The sequence below is a fragment of the Streptomyces sp. WG5 genome (genome assembly GCF_049974565.1).
Classification (GTDB): Bacteria; Actinomycetota; Actinomycetes; order Streptomycetales; family Streptomycetaceae; genus Streptomyces.
In genome coordinates this window covers 116,125-134,307 of the sequence record NZ_JBNGGC010000003.1, presented here as the reverse complement: position 1 = coordinate 134,307, position 18,183 = coordinate 116,125, and the positions used below count along the sequence as shown (strand labels likewise).

Genomic DNA, 18,183 nt, shown 5'->3' with positions numbered 1-18,183 from the left:
GGCATCAGATGTCCGGGTCATCGGAACCGTCCGGCGTACTGCGTGTACTGAACCCCGCCACCGAAGAGCTCGTCGCCACCGTCCCCGCCGTCTCCGCGGCCGGCGTCGACGCCGCCGTCGTCCGGGCCGCGCGGGTGCAGACCGGCTGGGCCGCGCTCGCCCCCGGCGACCGGGCCCGGCTGCTGCGCCGCTTCGCCACCGCCGTCGACGGGCACCTGGAGGAGCTGGCCGGGCTGGAGGTCCGCGAGGCCGGGCACACCATCGGCAACGCCCGCTGGGAGGCCGGCAACGTCCGCGATTTGCTCGACTACGCCGCCGGGGGCGTGGAGCGGCTCACCGGCCGGCAGATCCCGGTCGCCGGCGGTCTGGACGTGACGTTCCTCGAACCGCTCGGCGTCGTCGGCGTCATCGCGCCCTGGAACTTCCCGATGCCGATCGCCGCCTGGGGCACCGCGCCGGCGCTGGCGGCGGGCAACGCGGTCCTCCTCAAGCCCGCCGAGACGACCCCGCTGACCGCACTGCGCCTGGCCGAACTCGCCCTGGAGGCGGGTCTCCCCGAGGGGCTGTTCCAGGTGCTGCCGGGCCACGGGCCGGTCGCGGGCGACGCGCTCGTCGGGCACCCGGGCGTCGCGAAGATCGTCTTCACCGGGTCGACGGCCGTGGGCCGCCAGGTGGCGGCCAAGGGCGCCGCCCTCCTCAAGCCCGTCACCCTCGAACTCGGCGGCAAGAGCCCCAACATCGTCTTCGCCGACGCGGACGTGGAGGCCGCCGCTGCCGCCACGCCGATGTCCTTCCTCGACAACTCCGGGCAGGACTGCTGCGCCCGCACCCGCATCCTCGTCCAGCGCACGGTGTACGACCGCTTCCTCGCCCACCTCGCCCCCGCGGTCGAGTCCGTACGCGTCGGCGACCCGGCCGACGAGCGCACCGACATGGGCCCGCTGATCTCCCGGGCCCAGCTGGACCGGGTCCGCTCCTACGTCCCCGACGGCGCCGACGGCATCCGCGGCAAGGCCCCCGAGGGCGGACCCGGGTTCTGGTTCCCGCCCACGGTCCTCACCGGTGTCGACGCGCACGCGCGCGTGGCCGTCGAGGAGGTCTTCGGGCCCGTCGCCGTCGTCCTGCCCTTCGAGGACGAGGCCGACGCGATCCGCCTGGCCAACGCCACCGACTACGGCCTGTCCGGCTCGGTGTGGACCCGGGACGTCGGCCGCGCCCTGCGCGTGTCGAACGCGGTCCGGGCCGGGAACCTGTCCGTCAACTCCCACGCCAGCGTCCGCTACTGGACGCCGTTCGGCGGGTTCGGGCAGTCCGGCCTCGGCCGTGAACTCGGTCCGGACGCGCTGACCGCCTTCACCGAGACCAAGAACGTCTTCATCAGCAACGTCTCGCCGAGCACGCCGAACACGGAGGGCCCCGCACAGTGAGCGAAGACATCGTCTGCCGCAGGCTCGTGAACCGCACCGCCGTCGTCACCGGGGCCGGCAGCGGCATCGGCCTCGCCACCGCACGCCGGCTCGCCTCCGAGGGGGCGCACGTCGTCTGCGGCGACGTGGACGAGACCCGCGGCAAGGCGGCGGCGCAGGAGGCCGGCGGCACCTTCGTCAAGGCCGACGTCACCGACCCGGAGCAGGTGGAGGCGCTGTTCAGGACGGCGTACGACACCTACGGCAGCGTCGACGTCGCGTTCAACAACGCGGGCATCTCGCCGCCGGACGACGACTCCATCCTGGAGACCGGCCTGGAGGCGTGGAAGCGCGTCCAGGAGGTCAACCTCACCTCCGTCTACCTGTGCTGCAAGGCCGCCATCCCCTACATGCGGCGCCAGGGCCGGGGGTCCGTCATCAACACCGCGTCCTTCGTGGCCAGGATGGGCGCGGCCACCTCGCAGATCTCGTACACCGCGTCGAAGGGCGGCGTCCTCGCCATGTCGCGTGAACTGGGCGTGCAGTTCGCGCGGGAGGGGATCCGCGTCAACGCCCTCTGCCCCGGCCCCGTCAACACCCCGCTCCTCCAGGAGCTGTTCGCCAAGGACCCGGAGCGGGCCGCACGCCGCCTCGTCCACATTCCGGTCGGACGGTTCGCCGAGGCCGAGGAGATCGCCGCCGCCGTCGCGTTCCTGGCCAGCGACGACTCCTCCTTCGTGAACGCCACCGACTTCCTGGTGGACGGCGGCATCTCCGGGGCGTACGTCACACCGCTGTAACCGGCCGCGAGCGGCGTCCTACAGTGCCGCAATGAGCATGACGCCGCCGCCCGGCTGGTACCACGATCCGTCGGCCCCGCACCAGGAACGCTGGTGGGACGGCACGGCCTGGACGGAGCACCGGCGTCCACCCGGGACCGCCGGGTACGGGGCACCCGCGCCCCCGCACCAGCAGCCGTCGCACCGGACGCAGCCCGGCGGGCCGCCGACCGTGCCGTTCGTCACGGGCGACGGCCCGGCACAGCGGCGGCCGGACGGTGGCACCGGGCGGAGGAAGGCCGTCGCCCTCGTCGCCACCGCGGCCGTGCTGGTCGCTGCGGCCGTCACCGGCGTTCTCGTCCTCGGCGAGGGCGAGGGCGAGGGCGACGGCGGTGACGCCGGGGCACAGGACCCGCCGGCCACGGCGGTTTCCACCGGCCCTCCGCCGGCGAGCACGTCGCCGGCGCCCTCCGCACCCTCCGCCGACGACCCGGCCGTGGTCGAGGACCCGCTCAACGGCATCACCTTCCCGCTGCCGGACGGCTGGGTCCGGCCGAAGCACATCGCCCAGGACGACGTCATGATGGCCACGGACGGCACCTACGACTGCCCCGCCGGCGGCGGCGTGTGCCGGCACGGTCTCGTCATCTCCCGCACGGTCACGGCGAACGCCGAGTCCTCCCCGCAGGCCATCGCCCAGCAGGACGTCGAGGACGCGGCCGACGACGCCTACGACCGCGACCCGGTCGGCAACAAGCCCTTCGGCGGCATCGAGTCCCACGAGGAGGTGGCGTCCGGGCCGGTCGCGGTCGCCGGACGCGCCGGGTACTACGTGCGCTGGCGGGTGACGACGGCCGAGGGGCCCGGCGGTTACGTGCAGTCGCTGGTGTTCCCCTCCACCGTCGGCACCGAGTCCCCGGTCCTCGTCCGCTACGTCTTCGACGCCGGCGAGGACGGGCCGCCGCTCGACGGCATGGACAGGATCACCAAGGGCATCCGGCCCGTCGGCGACGCGGCCACCGGCGGCGGTGTGGGCAGCGGCATCGGCCCGTCGCACTGACCGGGCCGGGCTACAGGAACGTGTGCCCCTCACCCCGGTACGTCGGCACCGTCGCCGTCACCGCGTCCCCCTCCACCAGGTGCAGCGCGTCGAACCGCTCGCACAGCTCACCCGCCTTGGCGTGCCGGAACCACACCTTGTCGCCGATGAGGAGGTCGTCGGCGGGCGACCCGAGCAGCGGCGTCTGCACCTCGCCCGCACCTTCCTGGGAGTCGTGGCGCAGCCCCTCGGGGAGGTACGGCACCGGCAGCCGGTCGGCGCCGGGCGCTCCGGAGGCCGGGTAGCCGCCGCCGAGGACGGTCACGACCCCGACCCCCGGCCGCCGCACGACGGGCTGTGCGAACAGCGCCGCCGGACGGCCCCGGAACGAGGTGAAGTTGTCGAAGAGCCGAGGCGCGTACAGCCCGGACCCGGCGGCGATCTCCGTGACCGCGTCCTCGGCCGCGGTGTGCTGCACGCTGCCCGTGCCGCCGCCGTTGACGAACTCCAGGCCGGGCACCACGGCCCGCACCGCCCGCACCACCGCGGCACGCCGCTCGGCGAGTTCCCGGCGGGCGGCGGCCTGCATCAGCCGCACCGCCCGCGACCGCAGCGGCCGGCCGGCCACCGCGTCCCCGACCCCGGCGACATGGCCCTCGTACGCCATGATGCCGACGACCTCGAACCCCGGCCGGCGGACCACCGCGCGGGCCAGGCCGGCGACCTGGGCGGGGGAGTGCAGCGGGGAGCGCCGGGCCCCGACCCGCACCCGCCCCCCGAGCAGCCTCAGCGAGGTGTCCAACTCCAGGCAGACCCGCACGACTTCCCGGCCGCCGCCGCGCGCCGCGTCGATGAGGTCCAGCTGCGCCGGGTCGTCGATCATCACGGTGACCGCGGAGGCGAGCTCGGGGTCGGCGGCCAGCTCCGCGTACCGGGCGCGGTCCGCCGACGGGTAGGCGAGGAGGACGTCCTCGAATCCGGAGCGCGCCAGCCACAGGGACTCGGCCAGCGTGAACGACATGACGCCCGCGAAACCGTCCCTCGCCAGGGCCCGTTCGAGCAGGGCCCGGCAGCGTACGGACTTGCTGGCGACCCGGATCGGCTTCCCGCCGGCCCGCCGGACCAGGTCGTCCGCGTTGGCGTCGAAGGCCTCCAGGTCCACGATCGCCACGGGGGCGTCCACGTGGGCGGTGGCCCGGTCGTAACGGGCCCGGTCGGCGGCGCGCGCAGTCATGAACGCAGCCTGCCAGACGGGATTACCGCAGGGTAGGGGGACGTTCCGGGCCAATGCCACGGGCGCGCGGACTGGTTCCCCGCCGGGCGGGGGCACGCCGTAGAGTGACGCGCACGCACGGCGGAACGGCCCGGGCGGGCGGACCTCGGATCCGCCCCGGGATGGCGGTCGGCCCGTGCGGGTATGCGTGCCCGGGACGGATCGTTCCGCGCCGGGCCGGGGCAGGAGACCACATCACCGGCCCGCGTCGGAGAACGGCCCGGGCTCGAGGGAAACGGGGGGTGCATGAGCACGGACGCACGCCGCGCCCCCCTTCCCCCGCACCCCTCGACCGCGCCGCACTCCGGCACCGTCCCGGACGCCGCCCCGCCGCCCCGCCCGGACGCGCCCCCTCGTCGCGCCCCCGACGGGCCGCCCGGCGCCGACGCGCACCCCGGTACGCCGGTCCGTCCGGACCTGCCGCCTCCTCCTGCCGCGCCGCCCCACCCGGCCGTCCCGCCCCGTCCGGCACAGGCACCGGCGGCACCCGTCACCGACACGACCGGAGCGGCCCGACGCTCCCCGGTCACGTCGGCTCCCACCACCGGACGGCTCACCAAAACCCCGCGGCCGAACACCCACGCCACCTCCGCCGAGGAGAACCGAACCGTTCCGGGCAGCCGTCCGGCGACGGGCGGCGGACCGGCGCACGGCCAGGGCGTGCGGCGGCTCGCGGACGCGCCGGACGGCCGGGCGCCCACGGAGGACGGCGGCTCCGGCGACGGCCGGCCGCCCCACCCGCGTGCACGGCTCGCCCGCTCCCGCGGCACCGACCCGGCGCCCCCGCCACCGCGCGCCTCCGCACGCTTCCCCGACGCCCCGCCGACCGCCGGCCACCCCGCCCCGGGCGGCGGCACACCACAGGCGGACCACGCCGCCGCGCCCCCGCCACGGCGTACGGGCGCCCTCGCGGGGTCCCCGCCCGAGGGCGACGCGTCGCGGGCGGCGGCGCCGCAGCGTCCGGCCGGTTCCCCCGCGCACCGCCCCGCCGTCCCCGCCAGGCCCCCGTCCGAGACGACCAGGCGCCTCCGGCCGATCCCGCCGGAGCCGGAGCCGGCACCGGCACCGGAGCGGGAACAGATGCCGCGTCCGGTGGCCGAGCCGGCCGAAGGCTTCGCCGGTGCCCCCGACCCCGCCCTGTCCTGGAACGCCCCGACGGTGCCCGGCGGCGGACGGCCGCGGGTGTCGTTCGCGGAGCCCGAGGGGTACGACGGGCTCGCCCGGCCGCGTCCGCTCGGGGGGCGGCTGCGGCCCCAGGCCGTCGCCGCGGCCGTCTGTCTCGTGCTCGGGACGGGGCTCGTCACCGGTGCCGTCACCGGCAGCTGGCTCGCCGGGAACTCCGGGGACGGCGGCGCGCGCAGCGCGTTCACCGAGGCCGCGGAACTGTGGCACAGCGTCCCCGTCGACCGGCTGTTCCCGCCCACCGTGCAGGGACAGGGCGCCGGCCCCGGCGGTGCCGACCGCACCTGGACGCGTGTCGCCGTCGCCCCGGACAGCGACTGCGTCGGCGCCTTCGACCCACTGCTGGCCAAGGTCCTCGAGCCGGTCGGTTGCCGGCGCCTGCTGCGCGCCACCTACACCGACGCCACCCGGAGCCACGTCACCACCGTCGGGCTGCTCTTCGCCGACGCCGACGCCGCCGCCATGACCTCGCTGGCGGGCCGGTTCGAGAAGGAGGGCCTGGGCCGCCGCGCCGACCTCATGCCGCGGCCGTACGCCGCGAAGGACACCGTCGCCGCCGGCTTCGGCGCCCGGCAGCGCGCCTCGTGGACCGTCTCCGTCCTCCCCGACGCCCCCGTCGTCGTCTACGCCGTCTCCGGCTGGGCCGACGGCCGCACCGTCGACGAGCCGGAGCCCGCCGAGGAGGCCATGGAGTCCGGCGCCACCTCGGCCCCCGCCCAGGCCGGCCTCGGCCACGAGGCGCAGGGCCTCGCCGACCGCGTCGAACGCGGCCTGCGCAAGAACGTCGGCACGGCCACGGAGCACCCGTCGTGAACGCCTTCGGCCCCCGCCGGACGGGCGGCGCCCTGAGCCTCCTGCTCGCCGCCGCCCTCGTCCTCGTCCCGGCGTCCGCCGCGCACGCCGACGGCATCCGCGCCCAGCAGTGGGCCCTGGACGCCCTGCGCACCCAGGAGGCGTGGCGCACCACCCAGGGCGCCGGCGTCACCGTCGCCGTCCTGGACACCGGTGTCGAGGCCGACCACCCCGACCTGGCCGGCAACGTCCTCGCCGGCAAGGACCTGGTCGGCTTCGGCGCGAGCGAGGGCGATCGCGAATGGGCCCGGCACGGCACCGCCATGGCCGGGATCATCGCCGGTCACGGCCATGGGCCCGGGAACGCCGAGGGCGTCATGGGTATCGCCCCGGAGGCGAAGATCCTGCCGGTGCGCGTGATCCTGGAGGACGGCGACGACTCCCGCACCAAGGCCCGCAAGACCCGCGGCAACGCCCTGGCCGAGGGCATCCGCTGGGCCGCCGACCACGGTGCCCACATCATCAACCTCTCCCTCGGCGACGACTCCGCCTCCGCCCACCCCGAACCCGCCGAGGACGAGGCCATCCAGTACGCCCTGGCGAAGGGCGTGGTCGTCGTCGCCTCGGCCGGCAACGGCGGCGAGCTGGGCGACCACATCTCCTACCCGGCCGCCTACCCGGGCGTGATCGCCGCGACCGCCGTCGACCGCTACGGCACCCGCGCCTCCTTCTCCACCCGCCGCTGGTACGCCACGGTCAGCGCCCCCGGCGTCGACGTGATCATCGCCGACCCGGACCACAAGTACTACGAGGGCTGGGGCACCAGCGCCGCCTCCGCCTTCGTCTCCGGCGCCGCCGCACTGGTGAGGTCGGCCCACCCGGACCTCACCCCGGCCCAGATCAAGAGCCTCCTGGAGGACACCGCCCGCAACGCCCCCGCCGAGGGCCGCGACGACTCCCGCGGCTACGGCTTCGTCGACCCCGTCGCCGCCATCGAGGCGGCCGCCCGCCTGGAACCGGAGGGCCTGAAGGCGGCGGCGTACGGCGACACGTACTTCGGTTCCGGTCCGGACGCCCCCGCCTCCGACGACGACACGTCGGCCTGGGCGGCGCCGCTGGCCGGCGGCGCGGGCGGCGTCCTGGTGGTCGCGGCCGTCATCCTGTGGCGGGGCCGCCGCGAACCCTACGACGACCTCTGATCCCGGGCGGCGCCGCCCGCCCCGGCGCACACGGACACCGCCGCCTTCGCCGCCGCCTCGGTCAGCGAGATCCCCTCCGCCAGGGTCGCATGCCCCCTCGACACCACCGCCACCAGACGGTCGTGGCCGCCCGACGTGACCCGCCCGATGCTGTTGACCACCCACAGCCCGGTGGTGCCGCGCCGCAGCCAGCCGTTCTTCAGCGCCCACGCCGAACCACCGCAACCGTCGTCGGCCGCCGCCGACACACCCCACCGCTGACCGTCGGCGACCCGCCCCATCAGCCTCCGCACATACGCCCGGGAGGCCGCGCTCAGCTCGGAGCCCTCCGCCACGAACACCTGCCGCAGCAGGGCGATCCGGTCGGCGGCGGTGGTCTGCGTCAGTCCCCACAGCGGGCCCTCACCGCCCTCGGTCCGCGTGAGCCCGAGGCGCTCGTTCGCGGCGTCGAGCCCGTCCGCCGTCCCGATCGCCCGCCACAGCGCCGACGCCGAGTCGTTGTCGCTGTCCTCGATCATGGCGACGGCGTACGCCTTCTCCTCGGCGGTCAGCGCACGCCCCGCGTCCTGTGCCCGGAGCAGGAGCGCCGCCAGGATGTCGACCTTGACGATGCTCGCCGTGTCGAAGACCCCGGCGCCGTACGAGGCGCTCTCGCCGGAGTCGGCGCCGAGCACCGCCACCGACACCTCCGCGCCGTCCGCCACGGTCACCGACGCCATGGCCGCGGCCAGCCGCGCGTCACGGTCCACGACCGGTCCGCCCCTCTCCACCGATGCCTCCCCGCCCACGGATGCCGAGGCCGACGACGATACGGCGCCGCCCCCGCCCCGCGGTCCGCGGCAGGGACCCCGAAGGCCGTTCGGAGATGCCCGAGAGGCCGGTGAGGACCGTCGCCCACCCCCCGACAGGCATCCCGGGGACTGGAGAGGGCCAGGCGTCCGCTGTCCGTGCCGGCGCCCTTCTCGCATCCTCGCGGGGTCCGCGGCGAGCTGCTCGCACCCTGGATTAGGGTCGGGGACCGTGGCGAACAAGAACATTCCCGACTCCGGCTACTCCGACGACGACGGCTCCGCCGACCCCCGGCTGAGCGCGGCGCTCGCCGCCTGGGCCGAGGACCGGACCGCCCTCCCACCCGTGCTGGAGGCGCTCCGGGGCGCCCGGCTGCTCGTGCCGGTCGTGGCCGTCCTGGGCGAGGTCGAAGAGGGCGACGAGGAGGAGCTGCGCCGCGAGAAGACCAGCGACATGGCGGTGCCGACCCTCAAGGCGGGCGGCCGGACCGCCCTGCCCGCCTTCACGTCCACCGACTCGCTCGCCCGCTGGGACCCCGGGGCCCGCCCCGTCGCCGTACCCGTGCACCAGGCGTTGCAGGCCGCCGCGCACGAGAAGGCGGACACGGTCGTACTGGACCTGGCCGGACCGGTGCCGTTCGAGCTGACCGGAAAGGTGCTGCTGGCGCTGGCCGAGGGCCGCACGACGACCGATCCGCTCGCCGACCCGGCCGTCACCGAGGCCGTGCGCATCGCCGTGGCCGCCGAGCCCGCCGTGCTCCGGGCGCACCTCGGGCCGGGCCGGGCGGACGGCACCCTGGCGCTGCTCCTGGACCCCGGGGTGGACCAGGCGCGGGCCGCCCGCGCCGTCGCCGAGCGCCTGGCCGCCGACGAAACACTGAGGGCCCGCCTGGAGCGCGGCCTCGACCTGGCACTGCTGCCGGCCGGGGCGACGCCGCCGGGCGAGCCCTTGTACGTGCGGGGGTAGCTCATTCCATCCGGTGCGGCTCAGCCGTAGACCGGGCCGGTGTACTTCTCGCCCGGGCCCTGGCCCGGCTCGTCCGCAACGAGCGACGCCTCGCGGAAGGCCAGCTGGAGCGACTTCAGGCCGTCGCGCAGCGGAGCCGCGTGGAAGGAGCTGATCTCGGTCGCGGTCGCGTCGAGCAGACCGGCCAGCGCGTGCACCAGCTTGCGGGCCTCGTCCAGGTCCTTGTGCGCCTCGCCCCCCTCGGTCAGGCCCAGCTTCACGGCGGCGGCGCTCATCAGGTTGACGGCGACCGTCACGATCACCTCGACCGCGGGGACCTCGGCGATGTCGCGGGTCATGGCATCGAAGTCGGGATTCGCCGAGGATTCGGCAGGGGTCTCACTCATGCCGCACACGATAGGGCCCCGCACCGGCCCTCTTGACAGCAGGAGGGGCGGGCGGCACCGGTTAGCGCACGCGTTCCGGAGCTGCTAACCTTGTGTAACGACCGGTCGGACACGTATGCCCCCCACGGCAGCGGGTCCGGCCCACAAGTGGAGGCTTCGAACTCCCACCTGGCCGTCCCACGGACGGCGGGTCACCGGTCAGGCGGTCCCGTCCCAGCGGCGGAGACCGGCCCGAAATCGCGCCCCGCGTCCATCGCGGCGGTGCTCCGGTAGTAGTTCGAGGAGCCCCGCCTGTGATCGTCCGGGGCATTTTTGTTGCGCCGGCGCGGTTAGGTCTATCGAACACAGACGTTACGCGGCTGTCCGCCAGACCGTCGCGTGGTGCTACCGAGGAGGATCCATCAGCGCCGAGCCCCGCATCAACGACCGGATTCGCGTTCCCGAGGTGCGACTTGTCGGTCCCAGCGGCGAGCAGGTCGGGATTGTCCCGCTTGCCAAGGCCCTGGAGCTTGCGCAGGAGTACGACCTCGATCTCGTCGAGGTCGCGGCGAACGCCCGTCCGCCCGTGTGCAAGCTCATGGACTACGGGAAGTTCAAGTACGAGTCGGCCATGAAGGCCCGTGAGGCGCGCAAGAACCAGGCGCACACGGTCATCAAGGAGATGAAGCTCCGGCCGAAGATCGACCCGCACGACTATGACACCAAGAAGGGTCACGTCGTCCGGTTCCTCAAGCAGGGCGACAAGGTCAAGATCACGATCATGTTCCGTGGTCGCGAGCAGTCCCGGCCCGAGCTGGGCTACCGGCTGCTGCAGCGTCTCGCGGAGGACGTGGCCGACCTCGGGTTCGTGGAGTCGAACCCGAAGCAGGACGGCCGGAACATGATCATGGTCCTCGGTCCGCACAAGAAGAAGACCGAGGCGATGGCCGAGGCTCGCCAGGCGCAGGAGGCCCGCAAGGCCGACGCGAAGGCCAACCCCGGCAAGTCGCAGAACGCCGCGGAGGCCGACGACGTGGACGCCGAGGCCCCGGCCGAGGCTCCCGCCGAGGCGTGACTCCGGGGGACACCGTCCCCAGGACGTAACCGATACAAGCGACGCTCCACCGTGCCCGGTTTCACGACCGGGCATCGGAGCGCCACCGACGAGGAGAGAACGGCGCTATGCCGAAGAACAAGTCGCACAGCGGTGCCAGCAAGCGCTTCAAGATCACCGGCTCCGGCAAGGTGCTCCGTGAGCGCGCCGGCAAGCGCCACCTGCTCGAGCACAAGTCGTCCCGCGTGACGCGCCGCCTCACCGGCAACGCCGAGATGGCCCCGGGCGACGCCGCGAAGATCAAGAAGCTTCTCGGCAAGTGACGTACGGGCGCCACTGAGCGCCGTACGGCAGGACCGGGACCCCATCGATACCCGGGCCGCGTGAGGACCACCGCGGCCCCGCTACAAGGAGTTAACAAGTGGCACGCGTCAAGCGGGCAGTCAACGCCCACAAGAAGCGCCGGGCGATCCTCGAGCAGGCCTCCGGCTACCGCGGTCAGCGTTCGCGCCTGTACCGCAAGGCCAAGGAGCAGGTCACCCACTCGCTGGTCTACAACTACAACGACCGCAAGAAGCGCAAGGGTGACTTCCGCCAGCTGTGGATCCAGCGCATCAACGCCGCTGCCCGCGCCAACGGCATCACGTACAACCGCTTCATCCAGGGCCTGAAGGCCGCCAACGTCGAGGTCGACCGCAAGATCCTCGCCGAGCTGGCCGTCAACGACCCGAACGCGTTCGCCGCGCTCGTCGAGGTCGCCCAGAAGGCGCTGCCGAGCGACGTCAACGCGCCGAAGGCCGCGTGACGCCGCGCCGGCTCGAGCCGGCGTACTGAAGGACCCGCAGGCACGAAGCCTGCGGGTCCTTCGGTTGCCGCCGCCTGGCCGGTCTTCCGGCCGCGGGATCGTTGTGGCTGGTCGCGCCCACGCGGCGGAGCTGCACAATGGTGCAGCCCCGTGCCCTTGAAAGGCGCTCCAGCCCGCGTCGAGACAACTGTGAAGGTGAAGAAGCAGATGCGCCCCGCCGCCCCCGAGCTGATCTCCCCCCGGTCCCCCCGTGTCGCCGCCGCCCGACGGCTGGGCAAGCGGAACTTCCGGGGGAAGGAGCGGCTGTTCCTGGCCGAGGGGCCGCAGGCCGTGCGGGAGGCCGCCGCGTACGGGGAGACGCTGGTCGAACTGTTCGCCACCGTCGAGGCCGCCGAGCGGTACGCCGACATCATCGGCTCGGCCCGGGACGCCGGCGCCCGCGTCCACCTCGCCGCCGAGCAGGTGATCGAGGACATCTCCACCACCGTCACCCCGCAGGGCCTGGTGGGCGTGTGCCGGTTCGTGGACACCCCCTTCGAGGAGATCCTCGCCGCCCGGCCGGGGCTCGTCGCCGTCCTCGCCCACGTCCGCGACCCCGGCAACGCCGGCACCGTGCTGCGCTGTGCCGACGCCGCCGGCGCCGAAGCCGTCGTGCTCACCGACGCCTCCGTCGACCTGTACAACCCCAAGGCCGTACGCGCCTCCGTGGGCTCCCTGTTCCACCTGCCCGTCGCCGTCGGCGTACCCGTCGAGCGGGCCGTCGCCGGCCTGAGGGACGCCGGGGTCCGCGTCCTCGCCGCCGACGGCGCGGGCGAGCACGACCTCGACGCGGAACTGGACGCGGGCACCATGGGCGGACCCACCGCCTGGGTCTTCGGCAACGAGGCCTGGGGGCTCCCGGAGGAGACCCGCGCCCTCGCCGACGCCGTCCTGCGCGTCCCGATCCACGGCAAGGCCGAGAGCCTGAACCTCGCCACCGCCGCCGCCGTATGTCTCTACGCGTCGGCGCGTGCACAGCGCGCCGCCGGAGGGTGCCGCTCCGTCACCGAGAGCTAGTAGGGTGACCAGCTCAAGGCCCCTGCGCGGTTGAGAGGTGGGGTACGGGGATGAGCGTCGGCACGAGCAGCGCACCGGGTGCACGGGAGGCGCCGCGTCCGCCCGCGCCCCGCACACCCGGCGGTCTCGCCGACCTCGGCATAGACCCGGACCACCTGCCCGACGGCCTGGTCGTCGCCGACGAGCACGGCCGGGTCGTCTGCTGCAACGCGGCCGCCGCCCGGATCACCGCCACCCCGGCCGCCGAAGCCCTCGGACAGCCGCTGGAGAAGGCCCTTCCGCTGGAGGACCTCGAGGGCCGGCGCTGGTGGCAGCTGACCGACCCCTACGGGGGGCTCGCCATCCGCGTCGGCCAGCCCGAGCGCAACCTGCTGCTCCCCGGCGGCCGGGAAGTGCTCGTCTCCGCCCGTTACGTCCGCACCGGGCGCCTCGGCCCCGTCCACCGCGTCGTCGTCACCCTGCGCGACACCGAGGCCCGCCGCCGCACCGAACGCAGCCACGCCGAGCTGATCGCCACCGTCGCCCACGAACTGCGCTCCCCGCTCACCTCCGTCAAGGGCTTCACGGCCACCCTGCTGGCCAAGTGGGAGAGGTTCACCGACGACCAGAAGCGGCTGATGCTGGAGACCGTCGACGCGGACGCCGACCGGGTCACCCGGCTCATCGCCGAACTGCTGGACATCTCGCGCATCGACTCGGGCCGGCTGGAGGTGCGCCGCCAGCCCGTCGACATCGGCGCCGCCGTCGGCCGCCACATCCAGGCGTACGTCGCCGCCGGCCAGGCGGCCGACCGCTTCCTGCTCCGCCTCGCCCAGCCCCTGCCCGACCTGTGGGCCGACCCGGACAAGGTCGACCAGGTACTGAGCAACCTGCTGGAAAACGCCGTGCGGCACGGTGAGGGAACCGTCACTATTGACGTCACGCCCACGGCGTCGCCCCGCGAAGGGGAGGACACCGGCACGTCGGTCACGGTGAGCGACGAAGGGGCGGGCATCCCGGAGGAATCCATGAACCGCGTCTTCACCCGCTTCTGGCGCGGCAGCAAGCGCGGTGGCACCGGCCTCGGGCTCTACATCGTCAAGGGCATCGTCGAGGCCCACGGTGGCACCATCACGGTCGGCCGCGCCCCGGGCGGCGGCGCCGAGTTCCGATTCACGTTGCCCGTGGCGGCTCCCGCGTACCTCACCTGAGACGGTCCGGGACCCCCACGGGCGCATGCGCCTTCCTCCACCCCGTTAGACTCGGCCTTTGGCACCTTTGTGTCCCGCAGACGGAGACGCCCCGAGCGGAGAGCCCGGAGCGGGACGCTTCGTCCACGAGCCGGTGACGGGGACCATCAGCATGGGGGCACCTCCCAGCGGTAGCTGGGGGACAATCGGAAGCACGGGAAGAGATGTCGGCACCGAATAAGTCGTACGACCCTGTCGAGGTCGAGGCGTTGAAACCGGAAGAGATCGAGCGCAGGCGGGACGAGGCGCTCGCCGCCTTCGCCGCCGCGAGCTCCCTCGACGCGCTCCAGGAGGCCAAGGTCGCCCACACCGGCGGCACCTCGCCGCTGGCGCTGGCCAACCGCGAGATCGGCGCCCTGCCCCCGCAGGCCAAGGCCGAGGCCGGCAAGCGCGTCGGCATGGCCCGCGGCGCCGTGAACAAGGCGCTCGCCGCCCGCCAGGAGGAGCTGGAGGCCGAGCGGGACGCGCGCGTCCTGGTCGAGGAGGCCGTGGACGTCACGCTGCCCCACGACCGGGTACCGGCCGGCGCCCGCCACCCCCTCACCACGCTCTCCGAGCGCATCGAGGACGTCTTCGTGGCCATGGGCTACGAGGTCGCCGAGGGCCCCGAGGCCGAGGCCGAGTGGTTCAACTTCGACGCCCTGAACATCGGCCCGGACCACCCGGCCCGCGGCGAGGCCGACACCTTCTTCGTGGCCGGCCCCGAGGGCGGCGCCGAGTCCGGTGTCGTGCTGCGCACCCACACCTCCCCCGTGCAGATCCGCTCCGCGCTCACCCGCGAGCTGCCGGTCTACGTGATCTGCCCCGGCCGCGTGTACCGCACCGACGAGCTGGACGCCACGCACACCCCCGTCTTCCACCAGGTCGAGCTCCTCGCCATCGACGAGGGCCTGACCATGGCCGACCTCAAGGGCACCCTGGACCACATGGTCCAGTCGCTGTTCGGCGCGGAGATGAAGACCCGGCTGCGGCCGAACTTCTTCCCCTTCACCGAGCCGTCCGCCGAGATGGACATGCTCTGCTACGTCTGCAAGGGCGCGTCCGTCGGCAACCCCGACCGGCCCTGCCGCACCTGCTCCAGCGAGGGCTGGATCGAGCTGGGCGGCTGCGGCATGGTCAACCCGCGGGTGCTCACCGCCTGCGGCGTCGACCCGGAGAGGTACAGCGGCTTCGCCTTCGGGTTCGGCATCGAGCGGATGCTGATGTTCCGCCACAACGTCGAGGACATGCGAGACATGGTCGAGGGTGACGTGCGCTTCACCCGGCCGTTCGGGATGGAGATCTGATGCGGGTCCCGCTTTCTTGGCTGCGGGAGTACGTCGACCTGCCGGCCACGCAGACCGGCCGCGACGTCCAGGCCAAGCTCATTTCGGCCGGACTCGAGGTCGAGACCGTCGAGCACCTCGGCGCCGACCTCAAGGGCCCCCTCGTCGTCGGCCAGGTGCTGACCATCGAGGAGCTGGAGGGCTTCAAGAAGCCGATCCGCTTCTGCACCGTCGACGTCGGACAGGCCAACGGCACCGGTGAGCCCCAGGAGATCGTCTGCGGCGCCCGGAACTTCGCCGTCGGCGACAAGGTCGTCGTGGTCCTCCCCGGCGCCACCCTGCCCGGCGGCTTCTCGATCAGCGCCCGCAAGACCTACGGCAAGACGTCCCACGGCATGATCTGCTCCGGCGACGAGCTGGGCATGGGCGACGACGGCTCGCACGGCATCATCGTGCTGCCGCCGGAGACCGAGGTCGGCAAGGACGCCATCGAGCTGCTCGAACTGGTCGACGAGGTCCTGGACATCGCGGTGACCGCCAACCGCGGCGACTGCCTGTCCATCCGCGGCGTCGCCCGCGAGACCGCCATCGCCTACGGCCTGCCGCTGCGCGACCCGGCCCTGCTCGACGTGCCCGGTCCGAACGCCTACGGCTACCCGGTGAAGATCGCCGACCCCACCGGCTGCGACCGCTTCACCGCCCGCACGGTCACCGGCCTCAGCGCCGAGGCCCGCTCCCCGATCTGGCTCCAGCGCCGGCTCCAGAAGGTCGGCATGCGCCCGATCTCGCTCGCCGTCGACGTCACCAACTACGTGATGATGGAGCTCGGCCAGCCGCTGCACGCCTACGACCGCTCCCTGGTCCAGGGCACCATCGGCGTGCGCCGGGCCGAGGAGGGCGAGAAGATCATCACCCTCGACGGCACCGAGCGGAAGCTGCACGCCGAGGACCTCGTCATCACCGACGACCGCGGCCCGATCGGGCTCGCCGGCGTCATGGGCGGCGCCAACACCGAGATCGCCGACCACGGTGCCGCCGAGAACGGGGGGAACGCGACGACCGACGTGGTCATCGAGGCCGCCCACTTCAACCAGGTGGCCATCGCGCGCACCGCCCGCCGGCACAAGATGTCGTCCGAGGCCTCCCGCCGTTTCGAGCGCGGCGTCGACCCGCAGGCCGCGGCCGCCGCCGCCCAGCGGACCGTCGACCTGCTCGTGCTGCTCGCGGGCGGCACCGCCGAGGCCGGCGTCACCGAGATCAGCGCCCCGTCCGCACCGCACACCATCAGGATGCCGGCCGGTCACCCGGACAGGGTCGCGGGCGTGGAGTACGGCCGTGAGACCGTCGTACGCCGCCTCCAGGAGGTCGGCTGCGACGTGTACGGGCAGGACGAGCTGATCGTCACCGTCCCGTCCTGGCGGCCCGACCTCACCGACCGGAACGACCTGGCCGAAGAGGTCATCCGCCTGGAGGGCTACGAGAACCTGCCCTCCACGCTGCCCCGGCCCCCGGCGGGCCGCGGCCTGACCTCCCGGCAGCGGCTGCACCGCCGTGTCGGCCGGGCACTGGCCGGTGCCGGCTACGTCGAGGCGCCGAACTACCCGTTCGTCGGCGAGCAGGTCTTCGACCAGCTCGGGCTGGACGCCGACGACCCGGCCCGCCGCGTCGTCAAGCTGGTCAACCCGCTCAGCGACGAGGAGCCCGCGCTGCGGACCACGCTGCTGCCGGGGCTGCTCGGCGCGCTGCGCCGCAACGACGGCCGGGGCTCGCACGACCTCGCGCTGTTCGAGACCGGCCTGGTCTTCCACCCGCGCGACGAGCAGCGCGTCGCCGCCGACCTGCCCGTCGACCGGCGCCCCGGCGAGGACGACCTCGCCGCGCTGGACGCGGCGCTGCCCGACCAGCCGCGGCACGTCGCCGTGGTCCTGGCCGGCGCCCGCGAGCAGGCCGGCTGGTGGGGCAAGGGCCGTCCGGCCGACTGGGCCGACGCGGTCGAGGCCGCCCGGACCGTCGCCCGCGAGGCCGGCGCCGGACTGGGCGTCCGCAAGGGCCAGTACGGCCCCTGGCACCCGGGCCGCTGCGCCGAACTGTTCCTCACCGTGGACGGCGAGGAGCGGGTCATCGGTCACGCCGGTGAGCTGCACCCGCGGGTCGTGAAGGCACTGGGCCTGCCCGCGCGCACCTGTGCGGCGGAGCTGGACCTCGACGCCGTGGAGCGCGTCGGCGACGACACGCCGCAGGCGCCGGGCATCTCCACGTTCCCGGTCGCCACGCAGGACGTCGCGCTGGTCGTCGACGCGTTCGTGCCGGCGGCGGAGGTCGAGGCCGCGCTGCGCGAGGGCGCCGGTGAACTGCTGGAGTCCATCCGGCTGTTCGACGTCTACGACAACGCCGAGCAGCTCGGCGAGGGGCGCAAGTCCCTGGCGTACGCGCTGCGCTTCCGCGCGGGGGACCGGACGCTGACGGTCGACGAGGCGTCCGCCGCCCGCGATGCGGCGGTTGCCCTTGCGGGCGAGCGCGTCGGAGCGGTGCTCCGGAGCTGACGGTTCGCCCAAGGGGCGGGGGGCTTCTGCCGGTCGGCGGCTGCGGGTGGTCGGTGGCGGGTCGCGCAGGTCCCCGCGCCCCTGGAGGGGCGCGGGGCTGTGACACATGCGGCTGCGCCGCGCGGGCGCGGCCGGCCACAGCGGGCCCGCGGCCACGCGGCGCAGCCGCACGCTGAACGGGGTCAGTCGCACCGCGAAGCCGGCGGAGCCGTCCGCCCCGCCACGGAGTGTCGGGCAGGCGGCCGGGCGGACGGCGTGCATACGGGCCGCCGCACTGTACGAGGGGGAGCCGGCGGCCCGGCCGGCCTCTTGCGAGGCAGTTCAGTCAATCGGCCCGGGAACTCTCCGCGACAGCGCGCACACGGTACGGATGCGCGCACTCCGTTCACACCCCGTGTGAAGGCCGACGCACTACGCTGTCGGCACCGAGTCACCGGGGGG

16 protein-coding genes are annotated in these 18,183 nt (G+C 74.3%); 13 read left to right on the top strand and 3 right to left on the bottom strand.

Annotation, left to right across the window (positions count from 1 at the left end; all coding sequences use genetic code 11):
* The first annotated feature begins 8 nt into the window (after positions 1–8).
* Genes ACP4IX_RS04415 through ACP4IX_RS04405 form a run of 3 tightly spaced genes read left to right on the top strand, consistent with a single transcriptional unit; the run spans position 9 to position 3,245 of the window.
* Entirely contained in the window at positions 9–1,427 is a 1,419-nt protein-coding gene (locus ACP4IX_RS04415; protein ID WP_426518663.1) for an aldehyde dehydrogenase family protein, read from the top strand.
* Positions 1,424–2,206 carry a 3-oxoacyl-ACP reductase gene (locus ACP4IX_RS04410; RefSeq protein ID WP_426518665.1) on the top strand — a complete coding sequence of 261 codons (783 nt, stop codon included), beginning with the start codon at positions 1,424–1,426 and terminating at the stop codon, positions 2,204–2,206. Before ACP4IX_RS04415 ends, ACP4IX_RS04410 begins: the two co-directional genes overlap by 4 nt.
* 37 nt (positions 2,207–2,243) lie before the next feature.
* Complete coding sequence (locus ACP4IX_RS04405) at positions 2,244–3,245, top strand: DUF2510 domain-containing protein (protein ID WP_426518896.1); 1,002 nt, start codon at positions 2,244–2,246, stop codon at positions 3,243–3,245.
* 10 nt (positions 3,246–3,255) lie between these two features.
* Here ACP4IX_RS04405 and ACP4IX_RS04400 read toward each other — a convergent pair whose 3' ends face one another.
* On the bottom strand, positions 3,256–4,458 hold the full coding sequence (locus ACP4IX_RS04400; protein WP_426554799.1) for an amino acid deaminase/aldolase: 1,203 nt from the start codon (positions 4,456–4,458) through the stop codon (positions 3,256–3,258).
* A 285-nt stretch (positions 4,459–4,743) separates the two neighbouring features.
* On the opposite strand from ACP4IX_RS04400, the gene ACP4IX_RS04395 reads away from it, so the two are divergent.
* On the top strand, positions 4,744–6,492 hold the full coding sequence (locus ACP4IX_RS04395) for a hypothetical protein (RefSeq protein WP_426554798.1): 1,749 nt from the start codon (positions 4,744–4,746) through the stop codon (positions 6,490–6,492).
* Positions 6,489–7,670 carry a type VII secretion-associated serine protease mycosin gene (mycP, locus tag ACP4IX_RS04390; protein WP_426518671.1) on the top strand — a complete coding sequence of 394 codons (1,182 nt, stop codon included), beginning with the start codon at positions 6,489–6,491 and terminating at the stop codon, positions 7,668–7,670. Before ACP4IX_RS04395 ends, mycP begins: the two co-directional genes overlap by 4 nt.
* On the opposite strand, the gene ACP4IX_RS04385 is transcribed toward mycP, so the two are convergent.
* Complete coding sequence (locus ACP4IX_RS04385) at positions 7,655–8,638, bottom strand: serine hydrolase (RefSeq protein ID WP_426518673.1); 984 nt, start codon at positions 8,636–8,638, stop codon at positions 7,655–7,657. The two genes, mycP and ACP4IX_RS04385, sit on opposite strands and share 16 nt — an antisense overlap.
* A gap of 52 nt (positions 8,639–8,690) precedes the next feature.
* Here ACP4IX_RS04385 and ACP4IX_RS04380 point away from each other — a divergent pair, with 52 nt between their 5' ends.
* Positions 8,691–9,425: an SseB family protein gene (locus tag ACP4IX_RS04380; RefSeq protein WP_426554797.1), complete on the top strand. Its 735-nt coding sequence runs from the start codon at positions 8,691–8,693 to the stop codon at positions 9,423–9,425.
* A gap of 20 nt (positions 9,426–9,445) precedes the next feature.
* Here ACP4IX_RS04380 and ACP4IX_RS04375 read toward each other — a convergent pair whose 3' ends face one another.
* The gene (locus ACP4IX_RS04375) at positions 9,446–9,811 is read right to left on the bottom strand and encodes a DUF1844 domain-containing protein (RefSeq protein WP_426554796.1); all 366 of its coding nucleotides are present in this window, start codon (positions 9,809–9,811) and stop codon (positions 9,446–9,448) included.
* Positions 9,812–10,211: 400 nt separating this feature from the next.
* On the opposite strand from ACP4IX_RS04375, the gene infC reads away from it, so the two are divergent.
* The 7 genes from infC (at position 10,212) to pheT (ending at position 17,742) form a co-directional block, all read left to right on the top strand.
* The gene (gene infC, locus ACP4IX_RS04370) at positions 10,212–10,865 is read left to right on the top strand and encodes a translation initiation factor IF-3 (RefSeq protein WP_398135161.1); all 654 of its coding nucleotides are present in this window, start codon (positions 10,212–10,214) and stop codon (positions 10,863–10,865) included.
* Positions 10,866–10,972: 107 nt separating this feature from the next.
* Positions 10,973–11,167 (top strand): 50S ribosomal protein L35, encoded by a 195-nt coding sequence (rpmI, locus tag ACP4IX_RS04365; RefSeq protein ID WP_003977225.1) that lies wholly within the window; start codon positions 10,973–10,975, stop codon positions 11,165–11,167.
* 98 nt (positions 11,168–11,265) lie between these two features.
* On the top strand, positions 11,266–11,649 hold the full coding sequence (rplT, locus tag ACP4IX_RS04360) for a 50S ribosomal protein L20 (protein ID WP_003977226.1): 384 nt from the start codon (positions 11,266–11,268) through the stop codon (positions 11,647–11,649).
* Positions 11,650–11,856: 207 nt separating this feature from the next.
* Positions 11,857–12,705, top strand: coding sequence for a TrmH family RNA methyltransferase (locus ACP4IX_RS04355; RefSeq protein WP_426554860.1), 849 nt, complete (start codon positions 11,857–11,859; stop codon positions 12,703–12,705).
* A 50-nt stretch (positions 12,706–12,755) separates the two neighbouring features.
* Positions 12,756–13,895 carry an ATP-binding protein gene (locus tag ACP4IX_RS04350; protein ID WP_426518680.1) on the top strand — a complete coding sequence of 380 codons (1,140 nt, stop codon included), beginning with the start codon at positions 12,756–12,758 and terminating at the stop codon, positions 13,893–13,895.
* A gap of 203 nt (positions 13,896–14,098) precedes the next feature.
* On the top strand, positions 14,099–15,220 hold the full coding sequence (pheS, locus tag ACP4IX_RS04345) for a phenylalanine--tRNA ligase subunit alpha (protein ID WP_426554795.1): 1,122 nt from the start codon (positions 14,099–14,101) through the stop codon (positions 15,218–15,220).
* Positions 15,220–17,742 (top strand): phenylalanine--tRNA ligase subunit beta, encoded by a 2,523-nt coding sequence (pheT, locus tag ACP4IX_RS04340; RefSeq protein WP_426554794.1) that lies wholly within the window; start codon positions 15,220–15,222, stop codon positions 17,740–17,742. Before pheS ends, pheT begins: the two co-directional genes overlap by 1 nt.
* The last annotated feature ends 441 nt before the right edge of the window (positions 17,743–18,183 follow it).